We start from the raw sequence: 21,783 nt of genomic DNA on the forward strand, positions 1-21,783 counted from the left end.
CGGTCACGATGCCTCCCTCACGACGTCGTCGATGGTTCGCCGGTTCACTTGCCCACCTTCCGTTTCGGCCACGGCGGTGAGCGCCCGCCTGATCACCGCGAGGTCATCGGACCCCAGATTGGCCCGAGCGGTCAACCTCAGACAAGACCTCCCATGGGGCACCGATGGTGGGCGGAAGCATCCCACGCGCACGCCGAGTTCCGCACACAGGGTCGCCGCCGAGACCGCCGCCCCGGGCGGGCCGAGCACGACGGGGACCACGGCGGCGGCCGGCTCGGCCGTCTCCAGGCCGAGCTCGTGTACCGTCCCGGCGAGCGCCCGCGCGATCGACGACGCGCGTTCGGGCAGCTCAGGATGCTCCTCCAGGAGCTCGACGGCCCGCAGCGCGGCGGCCGCGCTGGCGGGGGCGAGCCCGGTGTCGAAGATGAACGACCGCCCCGTGTCGACCAGCGTCCCGACCACCTCGGGGGCGCCGAGCACCGCCCCGCCCTGAGACGCGAGCGACTTGGAAAGCGTGACGGTTCTCACAATATGAGGATCCCCCGCGAGTCCGGCCGCGTGCACCGCGCCCCGGCCCGACTCCCCGACCACACCGAGGGAGTGCGCCTCGTCCACCACCAGGAGGGCGCCGTGCCGTACGGCGGCCGCGTGCAGGGCGGGAAGCGGCGCGAGATCGCCGTCCACGGAGAAGACGGCGTCGGTGACGACGACGGCGTTCTCCTCGTCGCGCTCGCGCAGCGCCGCCTCCATGGCCGCCACGTCGCCGTGGGGTGTGACCACCACCCGGGCGCGGGACAGGCGGCACGCGTCGACGATGGACGCGTGGTTGCCCGCGTCGGACACCACCAGGCCGCCGCGGGCGAGCGCCGCGACGGCGGCCAGGTTCGCCAGGTAGCCCGAGGAGAACACGAGGGCGCCCGCGGCCCCGGTGAAGGCGGCGAGCCGGGCCTCCAGCTCCGCGTGCAGCAATGTCGAGCCCGTCACCAGCCGCGAGCCGGTCGAGCCGGTGCCCCACTCCTCCACGGCGCGTACGGCCGCCTCGGCCAGCCGGGCGTCCCTGGACAGGCCGAGATAGTCGTTGGAGGCCAGGTCGATCAGTCCGTCGTGGTCGGGCGTGCGCGGGCGCAGGGTGCGCCGCAGACCGGCCGCCTCCCTGTCGGCGGCGGCCGCGCGCAGTCTGTCGAGTGGCCTACTCATGGGTGCATCTTTGCAGGTCGGACGGGTGGATTCGCTTTCGGGCCGGTTCGGGACGCATGATGCAGTGGTGCCGACTCTCAGCGACCTGGTGTCCCGCCAAACCGCGCTCGACGTCGCGGGCATCGAGTGGATGCGCTCTCTCGTCTCAGACTGGCAGTTGCTGGCCGATCTGTCGTTCGCCGACCTCATCCTGTGGATCCCGCGTAAGGAGGGGTCCGGTTGGGTGGCCGTCGCGCAGATGCGGCCGACCACCGGCCCCACCGTCTACCACGACGACGTGGTCGGCATGGTCGTGGCGGAGGGCGAGCGCCCGCTGATCGACACCGCCTGGAACGAGCACCGGATCTGCCGCGAGGGCGACCCCGACTGGTCCAGCGGCGTACCGGTCCGCGAGGAGACCATCCCGGTACGGCGCGGCCTGGACGGCGAGATCATCGGCGTCATCCAGCGTTCCACCAACCTGTCCTCCGCGCGTACGCCGTCCCGGCTGGAGCTGACGTACCTGCAGAGCGCCTCTGACATGGCCCAGATGGTGGCCGAGGGCAGGTTCCCGTTCCCGGAGGAGGAGCCGACCCTCGTCCGCTCGCCGCGCGTGGGCGACGGCCTGCTCCGGCTCGACCGGGCCGGCCGGGTGACGTACGCCTCCCCCAACGCGCTCTCGGCGTACCGGCGGCTCGGGCTGCAGGCCGACCTGGTCGGCGCGGAGCTGGGCCGTACCACGGCGGACCTCTGCTACTCGGACGAGCCGATCAACGAGGACCTGATGCACGTGGCGAGCGGCCGCGCCCCGAGGGAGACCGAGGTGGAGCGCGGCGGCATCGTCGTGCTGCTGCGGGCGATCCCGCTCGTGGTCGGCGGCGGCCGGATCGGCGCGCTGGTGCTCATCCGCGACGTGACCGAGCTGCGCCGCCGCGAGCGCGAGCTGCTGACCAAGGACGCCACGATCCGCGAGATCCACCACCGGGTGAAGAACAACCTGCAGACGGTGGCGGCGCTGCTGCGGCTCCAGGCGCGCAGGCTCGGCAACCCCGAGGGCCGCGAGGCGCTGGAGGAGGCGGTCAGGCGGGTCGGGTCGATCGCGATCGTGCACGAGATCCTGGCCCAGATGCCCGAGGAGATGGTCGAGTTCGACGACATCGCCGACCGGGTCGTCGCGATGACCGCCGAGGTCTCGGTGGCGCACGTCACGCCGAAGCGGATCGGCAGCTTCGGCGTGCTGCCCGCGGCCGTCGCCACGCCGATCGCGATGGTGCTCACCGAGCTGCTGCAGAACGCGGTGGAGCACGGCTTCTCACACGCGAGCGGGAGCATCCAGGTGATCGTGACGCGGGACGTCGATCATCTGGATGTGGTGGTGGCCGACGACGGGAAGGGGCTGCCCACCGATTTCGACCTGGAGGCGACGACCAGCCTCGGATTGCAGATCGTCCGCACGCTCGTGGTCGGCGAGCTGTCCGGACGATTGTCGATCGCTCCGCGTGAAGGCGGCGGGACCGAAGTGACGATCAGCATTCCGGTTCAAACGGGGTAAGGGCCGCGTCCTTTGAGACGCGACCCTCGCCTTTCATGTGACCGAAACAACAGCGAAAAGGTGGCGCCGTTGTATTTGGCGGTATGCGGGATCTCTTGGGGAAGAATTCAGACGTTCGCGCGGGCGCGGGCGCGGGCCGTACGGCGCTTGAGCGCGCGCCGCTCATCCTCGCTCATGCCGCCCCAGACGCCGGCGTCCTGACCGGACTCCAGTGCCCACTTCAGGCACGACTCCATGACGGAGCACTGCCGGCATACCTGCTTCGCCTCTTCGATCTGCATGAGCGCGGGGCCGGTGTTGCCGATCGGGAAGAAAAGCTCGGGATCCACGTCACGGCAGGCAGCGCGGTGGCGCCAGTCCATGCGTTCCACTCCTTCGTAAGTGGAGCCTTCCGCGGCTCCTGACCGTCAACTTTGTGAAGTCTTTCACTAACTGCTGCGAACTTTCGCCCGGAACACGGGTCGTACCGGGCTGGGTCCGTTGATCGCCGGGGTCTCCGGGAGGCGGTGGCCCCCGCAAAGGTCCTACGTTCCGACGTCGCATTCAGCTTTTCAGGGACGCCAAGACCGCACAAGAGGTTTGGGAGAAGGTTTTGCCGGTTATGGCTGTCGGATTCGTCACACTATGACCGCATGTAACGGACTAGACGAGGACTTGTAATGCGTCCGGGATAGACCGGAAAAGCACCCGTTCGCGTTCTCCCAGGTAGTCACCGTCCAACTGGAAGGCGACCGGACGGGAGGCGGAAAGGGTCAACTCCTCCTCGTCATGGGCCTGGACCAGGTGCCGGCCCACCGGCAGCCCCGATCGCTCCCCGATGATCTGCCGGACCAGGCCGAGCACCGCGCCCAGCCCCATCTTCCGCAGCGCCAGCAGGTCCAGCCCGGTCTCGAACGCCGCCCAGGGCGTCGGGTTGATCGGGCGGGGCCCGGCATAGGTCCACGGCGCGGTGTTGGAGACGATCGCCATGAAGATCCGGCTCTCCGACGCCTGCCGCGGACGCTCCAGCACCATGGCCGGACGGCGGCGATCGGTCAGGAAGTAGTGGCTGATCGCCGTCTTGACGTACAGGGCGGGCGTCGCCTTGCAGCCGGCGCTCCGCAACCCCTCGACGGCCCGGACGACCTCGGCGTCGTATCCGAGCCCAGCGCAGAATGTGAAATAACGTGACCCCTGCGGGCCTGTGGGCGGCTCTGCCCCGGCATCGCCGTGTGAAACATCGTGGTCCCATACGGCTTCGCCGAGCCCGATCGTGCGCCGCCGGCCCTCCCGCAGCGCCTCGAGCGCCGCCCCGGTCGCCTCTACCGGGTTGCCCGGCAACCCGAGCGCCCGCGCGAACACGTTCGCGCTCCCTCCCGGGATCACGATCAGCGTGGGACGCTCCACCGCGGACACGGACGGCTGCCCGCGCAGCAGGCCGTTGACCGCCTCGTTGATGGTGCCGTCGCCGCCGAGCACGGCGACGGCGTCGAACCCTTTGGCGTGCGCCGTTTCGGCGATCATCGCCGCGTGCCCCCGGTAGCCGGTCTCCTCCACCGTCAGGTCCATCGCCGCACCGAGCGCCCGCATCAGGACGTCACGCGTGCGATGGTTGGTCGACGTCGCCTTGGGGTTGACGACAAGGAGAGCCCGCATGCCCTGAAGGGTAGAGCACGAACCATGCCCTACCGCCCATGTTGTTAGTGTTGGCCGCTGTGAGCAGCCGACCCCTGACCCTGACCGTCGCCTCAGTCGTCGTGGCCGTGGAGGGCGTCGCCGCCCTGGCCCTCGGCGGTTACGTCGCCGTCGAGACGCTGATCGGCAAGCCGAGCGACCTGGTCAGCTCCATCTTCGTCGCGGCTTTCGGGATCCTGGTCGGCGCCGGCCTGCTCTGGGTCGCCTGGGGGGTTCTCCAGGTGCTCCGCTGGAGCAGGGGACCGGGTGTGGTCACCCAGATCTTCGCCCTGCCCGTGGCGATCACGTTGATCCAGTCCCAGCAGTACGCCTACGGAGTGCCGCTGGTCGTGGCCGCCGCGATCGCCCTGGTGACACTCCTCGCCCCGCCGTCCACGAGGGCGCTGATGGGCGAGGACGGGCCGCACGGGCCGTGAGCCGCTAGTCGTCCGCGGTCAGGCCCTCGCGAAGCTGGGCGAGGGTCCGGGCGAGGAGGCGGGACACGTGCATCTGCGAGATGCCCAGCTCCGTCGCGATCTGCGACTGCGTCATGTTCCCGAAGAAACGCAGCAGCAGGATGCGCTTCTCCCGCGGCGGAAGCCGCTCCAGCAGCGGTTTGAGCGACTCGCGGTACTCGACGCCCTCCAGCGACTCGTCCACGATGCCGAGCGAGTCGGACACCGCGGGCGCGTCGTCGTCTCCCGAGTCGGGCGCGTCGAGCGAGACGGTGGAGTAGGCGTTGGCCGACTCGAGGCCCTCGAGGACCTCTTCCTCGGTCATCTGCAGGTGGGCCGCCAGCTCGGCGACCGTGGGCGCGCGGCTCTCCCGCTGTGACAGCTCGCTGATCGCCTTGGTGAGCGAGAGCTTGAGCTCCTGGAGCCGGCGCGGCACCCGGACCGCCCAGCCCTTGTCGCGGAAGTGCCGCTTGATCTCCCCGACGATGGTGGGGGTCGCGTAGGTGGAGAACTCGACGCCGCGGGCCAGATCGAAGCGGTCGATCGACTTGATCAGGCCGATCGTGGCGACCTGGGTGAGGTCGTCGAGCCACTCGCCCCTGTTGCGGAACCGGCGGGCGAGGTACTCCACCAGCGGGAGGTGGAGCTCGACGAGCTCGTCGCGGATGCGCTGACGCCTCGGGTCGTCGGCCGGCAGCTCCACGAGCTCCCCGAAGAGCGCGCGGGCACGCACGCGGTCGGGCACGGCCGAGTCGCCGGAGGCCATGGCACGAGTCCTTTCCGTCACGCCGGCCTCGCCGCGCCTCGACGCTTACGCAGCACGATCGCCATGTGGTCCGGGGAGTCGGAGGTGGCGTCCACGTCGTCGGCCAGCGCGGTGAGCACCATCCAGGCGAAGTCGTCGCGCTTGGGAACGGTCACGCCCACCGTGTTGACCTCGACCCGGACCGTCATCTCCTGCCCGGTGAGCTCGAACTCGGCGACCAGGTCGGTGCCGGGCACCGCCTGCCGCAGGAGCATCGCGCAGGCCTCGTCCACCGCGATGCGGAGATCCTCGATCTGGTCGAGGGTGAAGTCCAGCCGGGCCGCGAGCCCGGCGGTAGCCGTACGCAGCACTGACAGATAGGCGCTCACGGCGGGCAGCCGGACACTCACAGCGTCGCGGATCCCGGCCAGATCCACCGCAGGCGTCTCGGTTTCCTCGGTCACGTTCCTCCTCGCCCAAAATCGAGCCGGCGCACTGCCGCTCACTGCAACCTACCGCCACTCGCCCGCGATTGCTCGGCTGGGACGCGCCGATTGTGGCGATCTTGGAGGTGGTTACGGGGGAATTCCACGGTTCCGACGGGCCGGGAAAACACCGGACCCCGCGCGGTCGGGGGACCGGGCGGGGTCAGGACGATCTCCGGCTCAGGCGGCCTTGGTCTCCCAGAAGATCTTCGCAATCTCGTCGATCTTTGCCAGGAGGTCGTCGGCCTTTGCCACATCGACGGTGCCCTTGGCGCCGGCCGCGCCCGCGAGCTTGGTGGCGTCCCAGAAGAGCTGGTGGAGCTGCGGGTACTGCTCCAGGTGCGGCGGCTTGAAGTAGTCGGTCCACAGCACCCAGAGGTGGTGCTTGACCAGCTCCGCGCGCTCCTCCTTGATGGTGAGAGCGCGGGCGCGGAACACCGGGTCGTCGTTGTCGGCGTACTTGGCCATGATGGCCTTCACCGACTCGGCCTCGATGCGGGCCTGCGCGGGGTCGTACACACCGCACGGCAGGTCGCAGTGGGCGGACGCCTCGTGCTTGGGCCGCAGCAGTCGTGCGAGCATCGGAATCCTTCCTTAATGCTGTGACAGCACTGTCCAAGACCGACCTTACTCGTCTCGGAAAGCCAAGTGTGGAGGGGGATGTGCTCACCACGGTGCGCGTCGTCGGCGACTCGATGCTGCCCGTCCTGCGCCCCGGCGACTGCCTGCTGGTACGGCGCGGCACCGCCGTGCGCGAAGGCGACCTGGTGGTGGCCCGGCGCCCGCACGGGCTGATCGTCAAACGCGCGTTCCGCTGTACCGGGGAGGGCTGGTGGCTGGAGAGCGACAACCAGAACGCCCCGGGACGGCGGGACAGCTGGGACTTCGGCGCGGTGCCGGAGTCCGACATCGTCGGGCGGGTGGTGCTGCGCTACTGGCCGCGCGTCGCCTTACGCCTCGCGGCGCCGCGCCTGCGCGCCCGGTAGTTGGCGACGTTGACGCGGTTGGAGCAGCGCTCGGAGCAGTAGCGGCGCGAGCGGTTCGACGACGTGTCGAGGTAGGCGTTGCGGCAGAGCGGCGCCTGGCAGATGCCGAGGCGGTCCATCCCCAGGCTGGTGACCACGGTCGCCAGGCCCATGACCGAGCCCACCGCGAGGGTGTCGGCCACCCGGCCGCCCTCGGTCAGGTGCATGTGCCACGGCTGGCCGTCGTGCCCGGAGATCTGGGGATGCACGGGATGCCGTACGAGGAGGCCGTTCAGCCGCTCGACCGCGTCGACGCCGTCGCCTCTCGCGGCGGACTCGAAGACGCCGGTCAGCTCCTCGCGCAGCTCGCAGATGGCGTCGAGATCTCGGCGGGTGGCGCGCGCGGCGGCCTCTTTGCGGCCGGTTTCGGCGAGCAGCTCGCGCAGGGAATCGAGGGATCTCAGCCGGTCGTGCTCATTGACAAGGAGTACGGCGAGCTTTGCATATGAGGTGAAGTCCACGTGCGACCCACGGTTGTAAGTGATCAGACCGGACATCGAGTATTACATGCCGCAGGTTAGATTGCATACATATTAAGTCTGACACTTTGTTAACCTGCGGGCCTCGCGGGCCGCCATCTCATCATGTGGCACAATCAAACAACGGGTGACCCCCGTACCCCCCAAAGAGACGACCGTCAACGGAGACGGCCGCCGGGCGGCTACCGAAGCCCGGGCCGGTCCGCTCTCGCGGCGTCTACCGAAGGAACTCCTCGTGACACTGGGGTCGCTGTGACTGTTACTTCCACTTCTCTGGACGCTCTCGACGTCGATCCGGCTTTCGCCCTGCACCGCGGCGGCAAGCTGGAGGTCCGCTCCACCATCCCGGTCCGCGACGCGGACGATCTCTCCCTGGCGTACACGCCGGGGGTGGCCAAGGTGTGCACCGCCATCGCCGACAACCCCGAGCTGGTCAACGACTACACCTGGGTCTCGAACGTCGTGGCGGTGGTCTCCGACGGCACCGCCGTCCTCGGGCTCGGCGACATCGGGCCGGCCGCCGCGATGCCCGTCATGGAGGGCAAGGCGCTGCTGTTCAAGGAGTTCGCGGGCGTCGACGCCGTGCCGATCTGCCTTGACTGCACCGACGTGGACGCGCTCGTCGAGACGGTGGTCCGGCTCGCGCCGTCGTTCGGCGGCATCAATCTGGAGGACATCAGCGCCCCGCGCTGCTTCGAGGTCGAGGACCGGCTCCGCTCGCTGCTCGACATCCCGGTCTTCCACGACGACCAGCACGGCACCGCCATCGTCGCCCTCGCGGCGCTGCAGAACGCCGCCCGCCTGACGGGGCGCTCGCTGGGCGACCTGCGCGCGGTGATCGCGGGCGCGGGGGCCTCCGGCGTCGCGGTGACGCGCATCCTGCTGGGCGCGGGCATCGGGGACGTCGCGGTGGCCGACTCCAAGGGCGTGATCTACACCGGGCGCGACGGCCTCAACCCCGTCAAGGAAGCCCTGGCCAGGGACACCAACAAGGCGGGCTTCACGGGGTCCACCGAGGACGCCCTCAGCGGCGCGGACGTGTTCATCGGCCTGTCGGGCTCGACGGTGAGCGAGGAGGCCATCAGGTCGATGGCCCCGGACTCCATCGTCTTCGCGCTGTCGAACCCGACCCCGGAGGTCCACCCCGAGGTGGCCCGGCGGCACGCGCGGGTGGTCGCGACCGGCCGGTCCGACTTCCCCAACCAGATCAACAACGTGCTCGCCTTCCCGGGCGTGTTCCGCGGCGCGCTCGACGTCCGGGCCAGGACCATCACCGAGAACATGAAGGTGGCCGCGGCCTCCGCGCTGGCGTCCGTGGTCGGGGACGACCTGTCCGCGGACTACGTGATCCCGTCGCCGTTCGACGCCCGCGTCGCGCCCGCCGTGATCGCGGCGGTGGCCGAGCAGGCCCGCCTGGACGGCGTCGCCCGGCGCTGACGACGAGAACAGAAGGGGCCCGGCCGATCGGCCGGGCCCCTTCCTCATGCCCCTTGAAGCGTGCCGCGGATCAGTACTTCGGCACGATGCTGCCGGACCAGAGGTTGGCCGCGGCCTTGTAGACGCCGTACAGCTCGCCGTCGAAGTACGGCGAGACGCTGGTGTCGATGCGGTCGTTCTTGTCGGTGTCGGCCAGGCCGATGGTGACACCGTTCAGGTAGCCCAGGCGGCGGCCGTTGTTGTAGTTGAGCAGCCAGGACGAGCCGATCGCGCCCTCACCGGTGAAGGACGACTTGACGCCGAGGAGCTCCTCGCCCTTCACGGCCGGGGCCTGGACGGGGAACGTCTTGCCGTAGCTCCACTTGAGCGTCTTGCCGGTGTAGGCGTAGTTGCCGTCCGGGTGGGAGCCGCTCGGGTAACCGAAGACGTGGACCGGCTTGCCGACCTTCTGGTTGTACGCGAGGCCCTGACCGCCGACGTTGTCGCCGAGGCGGCCGACGTCGGTGAAGGTCCGCACGAAGTACCGGGTGACCTTGTAGTCCAGGTCGTAGTTCGCGCAGAACTCGCTGCGGTAGTACTCGTACTCGGCCGGAGTCTCACCCTCGGCGGGCTTGATCTCCTTCTTCCAGTAGTACTTCTTGCCGTCGGAGCTGGAGTAGGGGAGCGTCTTGCCCTTCACGGCGGGGTCGTCGGCGGTCAGCTTGGTGTCCTCCCGCTCGACCTTGCCGGCGATCTGCTCCTCCGCGCCCCCGGTGAGGCGGAGGTACTCGGCGCGGGTGACGTCGATCCAGTCGGACGAGCCGGGGGTGCCGTGCGCCACCACGTGGTCGGTGTCGACGATCTCCTCGATCTTGCCCTTGCCCCGGTGGGCGAGGGCCTCGGCCTTGGTCTCGTACACCCGGACCTCGGGCTGACGCAGGTCCGGCGTGCGCGGGTACTTGCGGTACTCCGACTCGCTGACCTCGGCGCCGCTGTTGTCCGGCAGGACGCCGTTGTACACGGTGACGAACGCGTAGTCGCGGTCGCCGTCCTCGTACACGTCGTAGTCGTAGTGGGTGAAGGCCTGCTTGCCGACGTAGATGCCCCACGGGGTCTTGGCCTGGTAGTAGCCGGGGATGAAGACCCACTTGTCGAGCGTCTGGCTGTTGGACTCGGTGTCGTACACGCAGTGGCCGGCGGTGGCGACCAGGTTGCGGTAGCCGGACTGCACCGAGGTGGCCGAGCACCAGTGCGGCTCGCGGTCGGCGCCGATGAAGAACACCTTGCCCGTGGTCTTGGGCAGGTTCACGTTCTTCGACTTGGCGGTCGACTTCTTCTCGTCACCGATCGCCGGCACGAGGCCGGGCTTGGTGTCCGCGGCCGGGCCGCCCTTGGAGACGTGCTTGGTGACGACCTTGGTCTCCACGTCGTACGGCGTGGCGCCGATCAGGTTGGCCTTGTCCTCGCCGTACCAGAAGGCCGCGATCTCCCACGCGAGCGTCTGGCTCGCCAGGGGTTTGGCGGCGACGTCGCCGGAGGCGTGGGCGGGGGTGACCATGGCGGAGCCCAGGAGCCCGGCCGCGGCGACACCGCCGAGGGGGAGAAGCACACGCTTCTTCATGGGGGTTCGCTCCTCGCGCTGTCGTGGGACGCGCCTGCGTCCCATCCGTCAGTAAAGGGATGACGGGGACACTACAGCGAAGATCTCGACCCTCGAAGGCCCCTTCGGACCGGCCATCGGCTCACAGCTTCCTGTGATCCGGCCGTTATCGAACGGGTATTTTTCGGCTCACAGCAAGCTGGTACGTAATAGTGATGTTTCCGCAGATAGGCAGGTAGAGACGGCATTTGGCCGGGATCCGGTACGCGAAGTCCGGAAAAGGTTGCATTTTTCGAATGTGATAACTGTCACATCCCGCTGGGGCTCCATTCGTCCTGGGCGTCCCTCGGTGCTTGACCGTTTTGTCGGGGTTTCTCGGACTCGGTCGACCGGGTCGCCGGGGTCCGGGTCTCCGGGCATGAAAAGAGGCCCGGCCGGAGCCGGGCCTCGGAAAGGGCCACAGGAAAGCGACGCCGCGGGGGCGACGTTCTCCGACGGGGACGCCCCGAAGGGGGTGTCACCCGGTCATCGCCCGGTCGTCACCTGGTCTCGGTGATGCCGATCGAGCCGTCCTTCTTGACCAGCGAGCCGGACCAGAGGGGGAAGGCCGCGCGGTAGACGCCGTACGTCTCGCCGTCGAAGTACGCCGAGGTGATCATGTCGCTGCGGTGGTTGCCGTCGGTGTCACCGCCGAGGCTGGTCACGCCGTTGATGTAACCGAGGCGACGGTTGCTGTTGTACTTGAGGATCCAGGGGCCGCCGGACGAGCCGCCGGTCATCGAGCACTTCAGGCCGATCTGCTCCTCAACCTTCACGCTGCTCTCGACGATCGGGTAGACCGGCTTGCCGTAGCACCACTTCATCTTCTCGCCGGTGAAGACGTAGTTGCCGTCGTCGTGCGGCGCGGCCGGGTAGCCGAAGGCGTAGACGGGCTGGCCGACCTTCTGGTTGTACGCGAAGCCCTGGCCGCCGGCGTTGGAGCCGAGCGAGCCGAGGTCGACGAAGACGTCCTTCTTCGCGTCGTACCCGATGCCGTTGTAGACCGTGACGAACGCGTAGTCGCGGTCGAGGTCCTCGTAGACGTCGAAGTCGTAGTGGCTGAAGGCCTGCTTGCCGATGTAGACGCCCCAGGGCGCCTTGCCGTCGTAGTAGCCCGGGATGAAGACCCACTTGTCCGCGGTCTGGCGGTTGCCGTCGATGTCGTAGACACAGTGGCCGGCGGTGGCGACCAGGTTGCGGTACTGCGACTGGATCGCCGAGGCGGAACAGGCGTAGAGCTCGTTGTCGACGACGAAGAACGCGCGGCCCACCGTCTTGGGCAGGTTGACGTTCTTGGACTTGCCGGCGGACGTCTTCTCGTAGCCGATCGCGGGCACGACGCCGGGCTTGCCGTCCGCGGCGGGTCCGCCGGTGGAGACGTGCTTCGGCACGCGCTTGTGCTCGGCGCCGTACGCCTTGGCGGCCTTGAGGTTGGCGCCGCCGTCGGCGATCCAGAAGTCCATGATGTCCGCGGCGCTGGCCGGGGAGGCCAGCTTGGCCTTGGACACGGTCGGCGCCGCAGTGGCGGGGGTGACCAGTGCGGCGGCCATGAGGCCGGTGGCGGCGAGGCCGCCGAGGGGGAGAAGCAGACGCTTCCGCATGAGGGGTTCGCTCCTTGCGCTGATGAGGGCCGCTACTGCGCCCCTATCGTCAGTAAAGGGATGGTAAAAAACTACAGCACCCATTCAGGAACCCCTATGTCCTGAAATATGCGGAGCGGTTTGTTACAGAATGTTGATCTCGTTCGCGCCGTCGCGGAAGGCGCCGGCGGGCACCGCGCCGGACCGGATCTTCCGGGCCGCGACATAGACGCTGTAGAGCTCGCCGTCGAAATAGGGCGAGACCGCCGAGCCGCCGGAGGTGGCGATCGTGACACCGTTCAGGTAACCCAGGCGTCCGGCCTTGCGGTAGCCGATCAGCCAGGACGATCCGTCGTTCGTACGGGACGACTTCAGGCCGAGCAGGTCGTCCGCGCGGAGGGCCGGATCCTGGAGCCGGAACGTGGCGCCGCGCGCCGGACGCCCGGAGGGCCCGAACACGACGGTCCTGCGGCCGACCTCCTGGTTGTATGCGAGCCCCTGGCCGCCCACGCCGTCCGCCAGGCGACCGCCGTCGACCAGCCTGACCCGTCCGGAGGCGCGCGAGGGCTGCGGCGTGAGGCCGTTGTGCACGGCGACGAACGCGTAGTCGCGGTCGAGGTCGCGGTACGTGGCGAAGTCGTGGTGCGTGAACGCCTGCTTGCCCACGTAGACGCCGAAGGGGAGCGCGTCCGGCGCGTAACCGGGGACGAAGATCCAGTTCTTCATCGGCGCGTCGCCGTTCTCGGCGTCGAAGGCGCAGTGCCCGGCGGTGGCGACGAGGTTGCGGTGCGGGGACTGGACCGAGGTGCCCGAGCACCAGTGGGGCTTGCCGTCGGACGCGAGGAAGAAGACCCTTCCCGTGGTCGCGGGCAGGTTGATGTTCTTGGAGACGGCGGCCCCGTTCCCGTCCTGCCCGGTCTTGTCGTCACCGCTCTTGTCGGGGGCGCGTGTGCCGGGCGTGCCTGTGTCGGGCGCGCCGCCTTCCGGCCTGTCGCCCGAGGGCTTTCCCTCGGCCGGCTTCCTGTCGGCCGGCCGTACGCCTCCCGGCCTGCCGTCCGCCGCCGCGCCGCCGCGCTCCGCCTGCCGGGCGGTCACCTTCGTCCGCAGCGTGTACGGGGTCGCCGCGGTGAGGGCGCGGCCGTCTCCGCCGAGCCAGTACGCCAGCACGGAGGGCACCTGGGCCTCCCCGGCCAGGGGGCGGGTGGCGGTGATGTCGTACGCGTGCGCGGGGGAGAGCGGGCCGGACACGACGAGCGCGGCCGGACAGAGCAGTCCGGCGATGGCCGCCGTACGCCTGGCGGCCAGGACGACGCGCTTCACGGACGCTCCTTGCGCTCTCTGCGTGGACGCCCGCAGCGCCCCTTGCCCTGGTAAAGAGGAAGATTACCGTCGTTTTGCCATGGCATGGGACAGCAGCGGTGCGAGCCGGGCCATGCGTCCCGGATGGGGCCCGGAAACGACGTGGGGGCCCGGCGCCGCCGCCGAGCCCCCACGCATGATGTTCCCTGCTGAGGAATATCCCTTTACCTCAGGGTCCTGTCCCGTTTCCGGGCCGGCGTCCCGCGCCGGAACCAGGTCAGACGATCTTGCCGGACCAGACGTTGGCGGCGATCTTGTAGACGCCGTAGGTCTCACCGTCGAAGTACGGGGAGATGCTGGTGTCGTAGCGGTTGTTGCCGTCGGTGTCGGAGACGCCGATGGTGACACCGTTCAGGTAGCCGAGACGGCGGCCGTTGTTGTACTTCAGCAGCCAGGAGGAGCCGATGGCGCCCTCGCCCGTGAAGGACGACTTCATGCCCTGCAGCTCCTCGCCCTTGACGGCCGGAGCCTGGACCGCGAAGGTCTTGCCGTAGGCCCACTTGAGGGTCTTGCCGGTGAAGGCGTAGTTGCCGTCCGGGTGCGACCCGCTCGGGTAGCCGAAGACGTAGACCGGGCTGCCGAGCTTCTGGTTGTAGGCCAGGCCCTGACCGCCGACGTTGTCGCCGAGACGGCCGACGTCCTTGAGTGCGACAGAGAAGTACCGCGCGGTGACCTTGTAGTCCAGGTCGTAGTTCGCCCAGAAGGTCCGCTTGAAGTACTTGTACTGCTTGGACTGCTGGCCGCCGCCGTTCCCGCCGCCGTTGCCGTTGCCGCCACCGGGGTTCCCGCCGCCGTTGCCACCACCGTGGCTTCCACCGCCGTTGCCGCCGCCGTGGCTTCCACCGCCGCCGCCACCACCGGGGTTGGTGGGCTGCTCCTTGATCTTCTCCTGCGAGACGGTCTTGTCGCCGCCGCCGCCCTTGATCTCCTTGCGGAAGAGGAAGGTCGCGCCGTCGGCGCTGGTGTAGGAGTCCACGTCGCGGCCGTAGGCGTCCTTCGTGATCTCCACGGGGGTGGAGGCGCCGGTGCCGGTGGTCCACGGCCCGTCGCCCGTCAGGTCCTTGACGGCCGGGTTGAGGCGCTTGAACTCGTCGACCTTGATGTTCTCGACCTTCTTGGACTCCGCGGTGCCCGGCGCGACGACGTCGCCGGTGAGGACCGCCTCGATCCCGATGTGCGAGTACGCCGTGGTCTTGTCGTTCTCGATCCTGGCCTTGTCGGTCTTGGCCAGGGCCTCCGTCTTCCAGGTCTTCTCGTAGCGGTCCCGACCGGCGTCGGTGGGCAGGACGCCGTTGTACACGGTGACGAACGCGTAGTTGCGGTCGCCGTCCTCGTAGACGTCGTAGTCGTAGTGCGTGAAGGCCTGCTTGCCGACGTAGATGCCCCACGGGGTCTTGCCCTGGTAGTAACCCGGGATGAAGACCCACTTGTCGAGGGTGGCCTTGTTGGACTCGGTGTCGTAGACGCAGTGGCCGGCGGTGGCGACCAGGTTGCGGTAGTTCGCCTGGACCGAGGTGGCCGAGCACCAGTGCGGCTTGCGGTCGGCGCCGATGAAGAACACCTTGCCCGTGGTCTTGGGCAGGTTGACGTTCTTCGACTTGGCGGTCGACTTCTTCTCGTCGCCGATGGCGGGCACGACGCCGGGCTTGCTGTCGGCCGACGGGCCGCCCTTGGAGACGTGCTTGGCGACGACCTTGGTCTCGACGTTGTACGGCGTGGCGCCGATCAGGTTGGCCTTGGCCTCGCCGTACCAGAAGGTGGCGATCTGCTTGGCGGCCATGTTGGTGTTGGCCAGGATGACGGTCGGAACCTCGTCCTTGGGCACGGCCGAAGCCGGAGTGGCCAGCCCGGCGGCCAGCAGACCCGCGGTGGCGACGACGCCACCGAATGCAAGAGTGCGCTTCATCTTGGGTTGTTCCTTGGTCTGTCGTGGGACGCCCCATGCGTCCCATCCGTCAGGGAAGGGATGAAACGCAACTTATGTCGCAGCACTTGGAGTCCACTTGGAGCCCGTTGGTGACTCACGGGCGAAGTGGTTGCGCAACGGGACCCGACCGATGACGGGAGGCGTTCCGGGAATGCCGTCCGGCGTCTCCGCTCGGCGCCGGATCACGAAAGCGTTTGTCGGCGTGGGGATGCGGCGGTGTTTCCGGTGCTTTTCGGGTGCTTTTCCGGTGCCGCGAATGTTCAGGCGGTTCGTCACCGCGCCGGAACGGCGACCGATGGCTGATCGGCACGGGTGCCGGGAGAAAAGGGGGAAAAGACGACCGAAGCTCGCAGGAGGGCGGAGTCGGGGCCCGCGCTGTATTTCTCGTCATATGACCGAGATCACGCGCGATGCCTCCGGAGTTCCGTGGTGCGGATCGAGTTCTGTGGTGCGATCGGAGTTCTGTGGTGTGGCCGGAGTTCTGTGGTGTGGCCGGAGCGGAAATGGCACAGGGCCCGGCTGGAGAGCCGGGCCCTGTGGGTGACGTGATTGTGAGGCAGGGTTTGGACCCCTGTCTCGGGGGTCGCCGTGTTTCCGCGAGCGGAGACTAGGCGATCGAGCCGGACCAGTTGTTCTTGGCCGCGGAGTAGACGCCGTACAGCTCACCGTCGAAGTACGGCGAGAAGCTGGTGTCGTAACGGTTGTTGCCGTCGCTGTCGGAGACACCGATGGTCACACCGTTCAGGTAGCCCAGGCGGCGGCCGTTGTTGTAGTTCACCAGCCAGGAGGAGCCGAGGGCGCCCTCACCGGTGAACGACGACTTGGTGCCGACGAGCTCCTCGCCCTTGATGGACGGGACCTGGACCGCGAAGGTCTTGCCGTACGTCCACTTCAGGGTCTTGCCCGAGAAGGCGTGGTTGCCGTCCGGGTGGGAGCCGCTCGGGTAGCCGAACACGAAGACCGGCTTGCCGACCTTCTGGTTGTAGGCCAGGCCCTGCCCGCCGACGTTCGCACCCAGGGCGCCCGCGTCGACGAACTTGAAGACGAAGTAGTGCTGGAACTTCTCGGTGCGGTCGCCGTCCTTGTCGAAGTCGTCGTAGTCCGGGCCGTACACGCTGGCGGTGTCACCGATGAAGGTGTCCCAGCCGCGGTACTGGTCGTAGACGTCCTTGGTGACCTCCTGCCAGCCACCGATGTTCTGCCAGCCCTCGCCGCCGTTGTCCGACCACTTCGGCACGTCGTTGCCGTGCGGCACGCCGTCGTGGGGAGCCTTGAGGCCGTTGTAGACCGTGACGAACGCGTAGTCGCGGTCGGCGTCCTCGTAGACGTCGAAGTCGTAGTGGGTGAACGCCTGCTTGCCGACGTAGATGCCCCACGGGGTCTTGCCCTGGTAGTAACCCGGCACGAAGACCCAGTAGTTCATCGTCTGCGCGTTGGACACCGTGTCGTACACGCAGCTACCCGCGGTCGCGACCAGGTTCTTGTACGCGGACTGCACGGAGGTGGCGGTGCACCAGTGGTTCTCGCCGTCGGCGCCCTTGAAGAACACCTTGCCCGTGGTCTTGGGCAGGTTGACGTTCTTCGACTTGGACGTCGTCTTCTTCTCGTCGCCGATCGCCGGCACGACGCCCGGCTTGCTGTCGGCCGCGGGCCCGCCCTTGGAGACGTGCTTGGCGACGGCCTTGGTCTCGACGTTGTACGGCGTGGCGCCCTTCAGGTTCGCCGAGTCCTCGGCGTACCAGTAGGCCACGATGTTCTTCGCCGCGATGCCGGTGGAGGCGAGCGGCTTGCTGGCGACGTCACCCGACGCCTGGGCAGGGGTGGTCAGGCCGGAGGCCAGCAGACCGGTGGCGGCGATGACGCCGCCGAACGCGAGAGCGCGCTTCATGGGGGGAACTCCTTGCGCTGTCGTGGGACGCCTCTTGCGCCCCATGCGTCAGTAAAGGGATGGCGGAAACATACAGCCGCGATCTTCCGGCGTGGAAGCGACTTCGACGGGGTCGTTTCGGCCCCCGGATGGCGTGACGATTCCGTTATCTTTCCGGGGAAGTCGGTACTTTGCCCGCCAGATGACATACGCGCAGATCAAGAGTGAAGCGGTGGCTTTGGTGCTGATGTGACCGCCGGACCGCAGATCTTGAATGATGTGACCTAAATCACATCAATTGAACGGCACCGGATCGGTGGATGGTCACGTCTAAGAGGGTCGCCGAACGCGCGAAGGCCCCGGGGTGGACGCCCCGGGGCCTTCGGTTGTCTGGAGCATACAGAGGGGGAGGGTGGCGCGCCCACCGTTCCGCTCCGGAGTCTCCAGAAAAGGCACAGGGCCCGGCTGGACGCCGGGCCCTGTTCAGATCAAGCGGTTGGGGCAGGGTTTGGACCCCTGACCCGTGACCACCTGGCTCCCACAGGCCGGGAACTAGGCGATCGAGCCGGACCAGTTGTTCTTGGCCGCGTTGTAGACACCGTAGGTCTCACCGTCGAAGTACGGGGAGAGGCTGGTGTCGATCCGCTTGTTGCCGTCACGGTCGGCCACGCCGATGGTGACACCGTTCAGGTAGCCGACCCGGCGGGCGTTGCTGTAGTTGAGCAGCCACGCCGAACCGAGCGAGCCCTCGCCGGTGAAGGACGACTTGACACCCTGCAGCTCCTCGCCCTTGATGGCCGGCGCGGTAGCGGCGAAGGTCTTGCCGTAGCTCCACTTGAGGGTCTTGCCGGAGAAGGCCTGGTTGCCGTCCGGGTGGGCGCCGCTCGGGTAGCCGAACACGAAGACCGGCTTGCCGATCTTCTGGTTGTAGGCCAGGCCCTGGCCACCGACGTTGTCGCCCAGGCGACCGGCGTCGGCGTACTTCCAGACGAAGTAGATCGGGTTGCCCTTCTCGTCCTTGTCCTCGTAGTAGCCCCAGCGGTGGCCGCCCTTGTCGGCCGCGGCGTAGGCGTCGTACGTCGCCTTGTCGACCTGCTGGAAGCCCGCGTACTGCTTCCGCTCCTCGCGGGACATGCCCTTGAAGTCCTTGAAGCCGCCGGCCGGGAACTTCAGACCGTTGTAGACGGTCACGAAGGCGTAGTCGCGGTCGCCGTCCTCGTAGACGTCGAAGTCGTAGTGGGTGAAGGCCTGCTTACCCACGTAGATGCCCCACGGGGTCTTGCCCTGGTAGTAACCCGGCACGAAGACCCAGCGGTCCATCGTGGCGGCGTTGGACACCGTGTCGTACACGCAGTGACCCGCGGTCGCGACCAGGTTCTTGTAGCCCGACTGCACCGACGTGGCGGAGCACCAGTGCGGCTTCTTGTCGGCGCCGACGAAGAACACCTTGCCGGTGGTCTTCGGGAGGTTGACGTTCTTCGACTTGGCAGCGGTCTTCTTCTCGTCGCCAATGGCCGGGACGACGCCGGGCTTGCTGTCCGCAGCCGGGCCGCCAGTCGAGACGTGCTTGGCCGAGACCTGGGTCTCGACGTTGTACGGCGTGGCCTGAACCAGGTTGGCGGCGTTCTCCGCCGCCCAGAACGCCACGATGTTCTGCGCGGCGATCTTGTTGGCGGCCAGCGGGGTGCTGGCCACGTCGCCGGCGGCCTGGGCCGGGGCGGCCAGACCGGCGGCCAGGAGGCCGGCGGTGGCGACGAGGCCACCGAAGGCGAGGGTGCGCTTCATGAGGGAACTCCTTGCGCTGTCGTGGGACGCCTCTTGCGCCCCATGCGTCAGTAAAGGGATGACCGGAAACATACCGGCGCGATCTTGCGAGGGGAAAGCCGTCCGAGGACGCGAGGATGCGACGGGCGCCGCAGAGATCTTTCCGTGACCTTACGTTCGAATCTGATCTAGGCGGCGAGGAGGGACGCATCTCCGCAGATCAATCACGCGATCGCCGGTGAGATCGTCGCGGTGAAGTTGTTACATCCGAAAGATCCTGAAAAACGGCTGTGTGAGGTAAAACACATTTCCGTCATGGCACCGATAGCGACTCTCTCGCGTCTAACGCGCCCCCGGGCCCGGGGGCGCCCCGCCGGGGAGCGCCGGAGCCTCCTCTCGAACGGGCCGGTTCACGGTCGCCACGTCTTGCGCCGTACCGTCAGGGGGCCGGCCGAAGGCAGTGCGGTCGCGGAAGGTGGCGTATTAGGAACCGCCCAAAAAGGTGAGGGGCGGCGGGCCTCGGGTATGCCGAAACGCCAGCGAGACTCGTCGATCGAGGCCGTCCGCCTCGGCGGTGTGGCGCGCCGCCCGCCGGTGTCCGAAATAGGCCGGGCTCTGGGGCGCGGGCGGCTCCGGTTCAGCCGGTGTCGAAGCGCCCGCGTACGGCCCCTGCCCGGCGGCCGCCGGGAGCACGCAAGGTGGGGCGTCTCTGATGCGGCGCTTACACCGGGGGCGCGCTCCTGGGGGAGCGGCGGCGGTGAGGCAGCAGCGGTGAGCGGGAGCCGCCAGGAGACGGAGCGGCGAACCAGGGCGATGGCGGGCCGGGTGGTTCACGGCTTCCGGGGAGGGGCCGGGGCAAGGCTCGGAGACGTCTCACCCGGAAGCGAACCCGTCCGGAAGCGAAGCGGGGCTGAGACGTGAAGCGGGGCTGAGACGTGAAGCGGGGCTGAGACGTGAAGCGGGGCTGGGAAAACGAAAAGGCCCGGCTGGGACAGCCGGGCCTTTCGATGAAGCAGGCATAGGTCAGGGTTTGGACCCCTGTGAGAGCAGGGTTTGGACCCCTGCTCTCGTGAACCGCCGTGTTTCCGCGAGCGGAGACTAGGCGATCGAGCCGGACCAGAGGTTCTTGGCCGCGGCGTAGACGCCGTACAGCTCACCGTCGAAGTACGGCGAGAAGCTGGTGTCGTAGCGGTTGTTGCTGTCGGTGTCGGAGACGCCGATGGTGACACCGTTCAGGTAGCCGAGGCGGCGGCCGTTGTTGTAGTTCACCAGCCAGGAGGAGCCGAGGGAGCCCTCACCGGTGAAGGAGGACTTGGTGCCGACGAGCTCCTCGCCCTTGATGGCCGGGGCCTGGACCGCGAAGGTCTTGCCGTAGGTCCACTTGAGCGTGTGGCCGGAGAACGCGTGGTTACCGTCCGGGTGCTGGCCGCTCGGGTAGCCGAACACGAAGACCGGCTTGCCGACCTTCTGGTTGTAGGCCAGACCCTGGCCACCGACGTTGGCGCCCAGAGCGCCCGCGTCCTCGAACTTCCACACCTTGTACTTCCCGCTGCGCGAGATGTAGTGCGGAACCTTGCCGGCCTTGTCGTAGGCGTCGTAGGTGGCCTTGTCGACCTCGCGGAAGCCCGCGAACTTGTCGAGCTCCTCCCACTTGCGGTCCTGGATCAGACGGAAGACGTCCGACCAGCCGTTGGCCGGGAACTTGATGCCGTTGTAGACGGTGACGAACGCGTAGTTGCGGTCGGCGTCCTCGTAGACGTCGTAGTCGTAGTGCGTGAACGCCTGCTTGCCGACGTAGATGCCCCACGGGGTCTTGCCCTGGTAGTAACCCGGGATGAAGACCCAGTTGTCCAGGGTCTGAGCGTTGGACTCGGTGTCGTAGACGCAGCTACCCGCGGTCGCGACCAGGTTCTTGTACGCGGCCTGGACCGAGGTGGCGGTGCACCAGTGGGCCTGCTTGTCGGCGCCGATGAAGAACACCTTGCCCGTGGTCTTGGGCAGGTTGACGTTCTTCGACTTGGCGGCGGCCTTCTTCTCGTCGCCGATCGCCGGCACGACACCGGGCTTGCTGTCCGGAGCCGGCCCGCCCTTGGAGACGTGCTTGGCGACGACCTTGGTCTCGACGTTGTACGGCGTGGCGCCCTTCAGAGCCGCGGCGTTCTCGGCGTACCAGAAGGCGGCGATGTTCTGACCGGCGATGCCGTTGGCGGCCAGCGGGGCGCTGGCGACGTCGCCGGCGGCCTGGGCCGGGGCGGCCAGGCCGGCGGCCAGGAGGCCGGCGGTGGCGACGAGGCCACCGAAGGCGAGGGTGCGCTTCATGGGGAAACTCCTTGGGCTGTCGTGGAGCACTTCCTGCGCTCCAGACGTCAGTAAAGGGATGGCCAAAACATACAGCGCGATCTTGGCTCGAAAGCCCTCTGAGTCGACCCTTTTTGGGAGGGTGAAACGACGAGATCATCCCGTTATCCAACTGACTCTGTGAAACCTGACGTGTCAGGGGTTTGCTTCCCTTGTTTTCGCTGCTCCCGGCCCCGTCCCCGGATTCCTTCGGCGAAGCCTCGGGAGGGAGGTGTTCCGGCGGCGTCCCAACAATGTGGTGCGGATCACAATGAATCCAGGGCACCGTATCGGTGCGACCCGCGTCTAAGCGCGGCTTCGGTC

General features: G+C 68.1%; 18 protein-coding genes. 4 read left to right on the forward strand and 14 right to left on the reverse strand.

The window, feature by feature from the left end:
- Positions 1-3: 3 nt before the first annotated feature.
- The gene (locus AWQ70_RS01615; RefSeq protein WP_067169122.1) at positions 4-1,197 is read right to left on the reverse strand and encodes an 8-amino-7-oxononanoate synthase; all 1,194 of its coding nucleotides are present in this window, start codon (positions 1,195-1,197) and stop codon (positions 4-6) included.
- Positions 1,198-1,264: 67 nt separating this feature from the next.
- On the opposite strand from AWQ70_RS01615, the gene AWQ70_RS01620 reads away from it, so the two are divergent.
- A complete protein-coding gene (locus AWQ70_RS01620) occupies positions 1,265-2,728 on the forward strand; it encodes a PAS domain-containing sensor histidine kinase (RefSeq protein WP_067169672.1) in 1,464 nt (487 codons plus the stop codon).
- Positions 2,729-2,835: 107 nt separating this feature from the next.
- On the opposite strand, the gene AWQ70_RS01625 is transcribed toward AWQ70_RS01620, so the two are convergent.
- On the reverse strand, positions 2,836-3,090 hold the full coding sequence (locus AWQ70_RS01625; RefSeq protein ID WP_067125837.1) for a WhiB family transcriptional regulator: 255 nt from the start codon (positions 3,088-3,090) through the stop codon (positions 2,836-2,838).
- A 280-nt stretch (positions 3,091-3,370) separates the two neighbouring features.
- Positions 3,371-4,363 carry a diacylglycerol/lipid kinase family protein gene (locus AWQ70_RS01630; RefSeq protein WP_067169125.1) on the reverse strand — a complete coding sequence of 331 codons (993 nt, stop codon included), beginning with the start codon at positions 4,361-4,363 and terminating at the stop codon, positions 3,371-3,373.
- 59 nt (positions 4,364-4,422) lie between these two features.
- Here AWQ70_RS01630 and AWQ70_RS01635 point away from each other — a divergent pair, with 59 nt between their 5' ends.
- Positions 4,423-4,818 (forward strand): hypothetical protein, encoded by a 396-nt coding sequence (locus AWQ70_RS01635; protein ID WP_084516452.1) that lies wholly within the window; start codon positions 4,423-4,425, stop codon positions 4,816-4,818.
- A gap of 4 nt (positions 4,819-4,822) precedes the next feature.
- On the opposite strand, the gene AWQ70_RS01640 is transcribed toward AWQ70_RS01635, so the two are convergent.
- The 3 genes from AWQ70_RS01640 to sodN all read right to left on the reverse strand — a co-directional run bounded on the left by AWQ70_RS01640 (position 4,823) and on the right by sodN (position 6,648).
- On the reverse strand, positions 4,823-5,602 hold the full coding sequence (locus AWQ70_RS01640; RefSeq protein WP_174552356.1) for an RNA polymerase sigma factor SigF: 780 nt from the start codon (positions 5,600-5,602) through the stop codon (positions 4,823-4,825).
- Positions 5,603-5,619: 17 nt separating this feature from the next.
- Entirely contained in the window at positions 5,620-6,045 is a 426-nt protein-coding gene (locus AWQ70_RS01645; RefSeq protein ID WP_067169132.1) for an ATP-binding protein, read from the reverse strand.
- 201 nt (positions 6,046-6,246) lie between these two features.
- Positions 6,247-6,648, reverse strand: a complete 402-nt coding sequence (gene sodN, locus AWQ70_RS01650) for a superoxide dismutase, Ni (RefSeq protein ID WP_067169135.1) — start codon at positions 6,646-6,648, stop codon at positions 6,247-6,249.
- A gap of 80 nt (positions 6,649-6,728) precedes the next feature.
- On the opposite strand from sodN, the gene AWQ70_RS01655 reads away from it, so the two are divergent.
- On the forward strand, positions 6,729-7,052 hold the full coding sequence (locus AWQ70_RS01655; RefSeq protein WP_084516428.1) for a S24 family peptidase: 324 nt from the start codon (positions 6,729-6,731) through the stop codon (positions 7,050-7,052).
- Here AWQ70_RS01655 and AWQ70_RS01660 read toward each other — a convergent pair.
- Positions 6,998-7,552: a CGNR zinc finger domain-containing protein gene (locus tag AWQ70_RS01660; RefSeq protein WP_067169678.1), complete on the reverse strand. Its 555-nt coding sequence runs from the start codon at positions 7,550-7,552 to the stop codon at positions 6,998-7,000. The two genes, AWQ70_RS01655 and AWQ70_RS01660, sit on opposite strands and share 55 nt — an antisense overlap.
- Positions 7,553-7,822: 270 nt before the next feature.
- On the opposite strand from AWQ70_RS01660, the gene AWQ70_RS01665 reads away from it, so the two are divergent.
- A complete protein-coding gene (locus AWQ70_RS01665) occupies positions 7,823-9,007 on the forward strand; it encodes an NAD(P)-dependent malic enzyme (RefSeq protein WP_067169138.1) in 1,185 nt (394 codons plus the stop codon).
- Positions 9,008-9,077: 70 nt separating this feature from the next.
- Here the strand turns inward: AWQ70_RS01665 and AWQ70_RS40960 are convergent, their stop codons facing one another.
- The 7 genes from AWQ70_RS40960 to AWQ70_RS01700 form a co-directional block, all read right to left on the reverse strand.
- Entirely contained in the window at positions 9,078-10,607 is a 1,530-nt protein-coding gene (locus AWQ70_RS40960) for a trypsin-like serine peptidase (RefSeq protein WP_067169141.1), read from the reverse strand.
- 518 nt (positions 10,608-11,125) lie between these two features.
- Entirely contained in the window at positions 11,126-12,226 is a 1,101-nt protein-coding gene (locus tag AWQ70_RS01675) for a trypsin-like serine peptidase (protein WP_067169144.1), read from the reverse strand.
- Positions 12,227-12,349: 123 nt separating this feature from the next.
- Entirely contained in the window at positions 12,350-13,525 is a 1,176-nt protein-coding gene (locus tag AWQ70_RS01680) for a trypsin-like serine peptidase (RefSeq protein ID WP_067169147.1), read from the reverse strand.
- A 256-nt stretch (positions 13,526-13,781) separates the two neighbouring features.
- On the reverse strand, positions 13,782-15,470 hold the full coding sequence (locus AWQ70_RS40965; RefSeq protein ID WP_245646638.1) for a trypsin-like serine peptidase: 1,689 nt from the start codon (positions 15,468-15,470) through the stop codon (positions 13,782-13,784).
- A 628-nt stretch (positions 15,471-16,098) separates the two neighbouring features.
- The gene (locus tag AWQ70_RS40970) at positions 16,099-17,379 is read right to left on the reverse strand and encodes a trypsin-like serine peptidase (RefSeq protein ID WP_245646640.1); all 1,281 of its coding nucleotides are present in this window, start codon (positions 17,377-17,379) and stop codon (positions 16,099-16,101) included.
- A 531-nt stretch (positions 17,380-17,910) separates the two neighbouring features.
- Positions 17,911-19,143: a trypsin-like serine peptidase gene (locus AWQ70_RS01695; protein ID WP_067169150.1), complete on the reverse strand. Its 1,233-nt coding sequence runs from the start codon at positions 19,141-19,143 to the stop codon at positions 17,911-17,913.
- Positions 19,144-20,220: 1,077 nt separating this feature from the next.
- Positions 20,221-21,441 carry a trypsin-like serine peptidase gene (locus AWQ70_RS01700; RefSeq protein ID WP_067169153.1) on the reverse strand — a complete coding sequence of 407 codons (1,221 nt, stop codon included), beginning with the start codon at positions 21,439-21,441 and terminating at the stop codon, positions 20,221-20,223.
- Positions 21,442-21,783 lie beyond the last annotated feature (342 nt).

The organism is Microtetraspora niveoalba (assembly GCF_001570405.1).
Lineage (GTDB): Bacteria > Actinomycetota > Actinomycetes > Streptosporangiales > Streptosporangiaceae > Microtetraspora > Microtetraspora niveoalba.

Coding starts and splice junctions, on each gene's coding strand:
- sodN (WP_067169135.1), bottom strand. CDS start 6,648: ATGCTCGCACGACTGCTGCGGCCCAAGCACGAGGCGTCCGCCCACTGC.
- AWQ70_RS01700 (WP_067169153.1), bottom strand. CDS start 21,441: ATGAAGCGCACCCTCGCCTTCGGTGGCCTCGTCGCCACCGCCGGCCTC.
- AWQ70_RS01695 (WP_067169150.1), bottom strand. CDS start 19,143: ATGAAGCGCACCCTCGCCTTCGGTGGCCTCGTCGCCACCGCCGGCCTC.
- AWQ70_RS01640 (WP_174552356.1), bottom strand. CDS start 5,602: ATGGCCTCCGGCGACTCGGCCGTGCCCGACCGCGTGCGTGCCCGCGCG.
- AWQ70_RS01615 (WP_067169122.1), bottom strand. CDS start 1,197: ATGAGTAGGCCACTCGACAGACTGCGCGCGGCCGCCGCCGACAGGGAG.
- AWQ70_RS40960 (WP_067169141.1), bottom strand. CDS start 10,607: ATGAAGAAGCGTGTGCTTCTCCCCCTCGGCGGTGTCGCCGCGGCCGGG.
- AWQ70_RS01675 (WP_067169144.1), bottom strand. CDS start 12,226: ATGCGGAAGCGTCTGCTTCTCCCCCTCGGCGGCCTCGCCGCCACCGGC.
- AWQ70_RS01625 (WP_067125837.1), bottom strand. CDS start 3,090: ATGGACTGGCGCCACCGCGCTGCCTGCCGTGACGTGGATCCCGAGCTT.
- AWQ70_RS40965 (WP_245646638.1), bottom strand. CDS start 15,470: ATGAAGCGCACTCTTGCATTCGGTGGCGTCGTCGCCACCGCGGGTCTG.
- AWQ70_RS01630 (WP_067169125.1), bottom strand. CDS start 4,363: ATGCGGGCTCTCCTTGTCGTCAACCCCAAGGCGACGTCGACCAACCAT.
- AWQ70_RS40970 (WP_245646640.1), bottom strand. CDS start 17,379: ATGAAGCGCGCTCTCGCGTTCGGCGGCGTCATCGCCGCCACCGGTCTG.